The 757-nt window shown below is 60.1% G+C and carries 1 protein-coding gene; it reads left to right on the top strand.

The features are described from left to right. Nucleotides 1–86 precede the first annotated feature (86 nt). Nucleotides 87–716, top strand: a complete 630-nt coding sequence (locus tag OC610_RS28330; protein ID WP_039590796.1) for a response regulator — start codon at nucleotides 87–89, stop codon at nucleotides 714–716. Nucleotides 717–757 lie beyond the last annotated feature (41 nt).

Consider the following 757-nt stretch of genomic DNA (forward strand, 5'->3'; position numbering starts at 1 on the left):
AGCGTTGGATCGGCTTGCTAGAAAGTCGAGCGTAAAGTTTTCATAGCGAGCTTGCTCGCGATGGGATCCTGAATCTGGAGAGCAATGTGATCCGTGTACTGGTAGCCGAAGACCACACCATCGTCCGCGAAGGCATCAAGCAGTTGATCGGCCTGGCCAAGGATCTGGTGGTGGTAGGGGAGGCGAGCAATGGCGAACAGTTGCTCGAGACCCTGCGCCACGTGCCCTGCGAAGTGGTGCTGCTGGATATTTCCATGCCTGGCGTCAATGGCCTGGAGGCGATTCCACGGATCCGGGCGCTGAGCAATCCACCGGCGATCCTGGTGCTGTCGATGCATGACGAGGCGCAAATGGCCGCGCGCGCACTAAAGGTCGGTGCCGCCGGCTACGCCACCAAGGACAGCGACCCGGCCTTGCTGCTCATGGCGATTCGCAAGGTTGCGGCGGGCGGACGCTACATTGATCCGGACCTGGCCGACCGCATGGTTTTCGAAGTCGGCCTGACCGACACCCGACCGCTGCATTCCCTATTGTCGGAGCGCGAATTCTCGGTCTTCGAACGCCTCGCCCAGGGCGCCAACGTCAACGACATCGCCCAGCAGTTGGCCTTGAGCAGCAAGACCATCAGCACCCACAAGGCGCGGCTGATGCAAAAGCTCAACATCACCTCGCTGGCCGAGTTGGTGAAATACGCGATGGAGCACAAGTTGCTCTAATCCTTCACACGTTCACCTGTGGGAGTGAGCTTGCTCGCGAT

This window comes from Pseudomonas agronomica (genome assembly GCF_025917275.1).
In the GTDB taxonomy this organism is placed as follows: Bacteria; Pseudomonadota; Gammaproteobacteria; order Pseudomonadales; family Pseudomonadaceae; genus Aquipseudomonas; species Aquipseudomonas agronomica.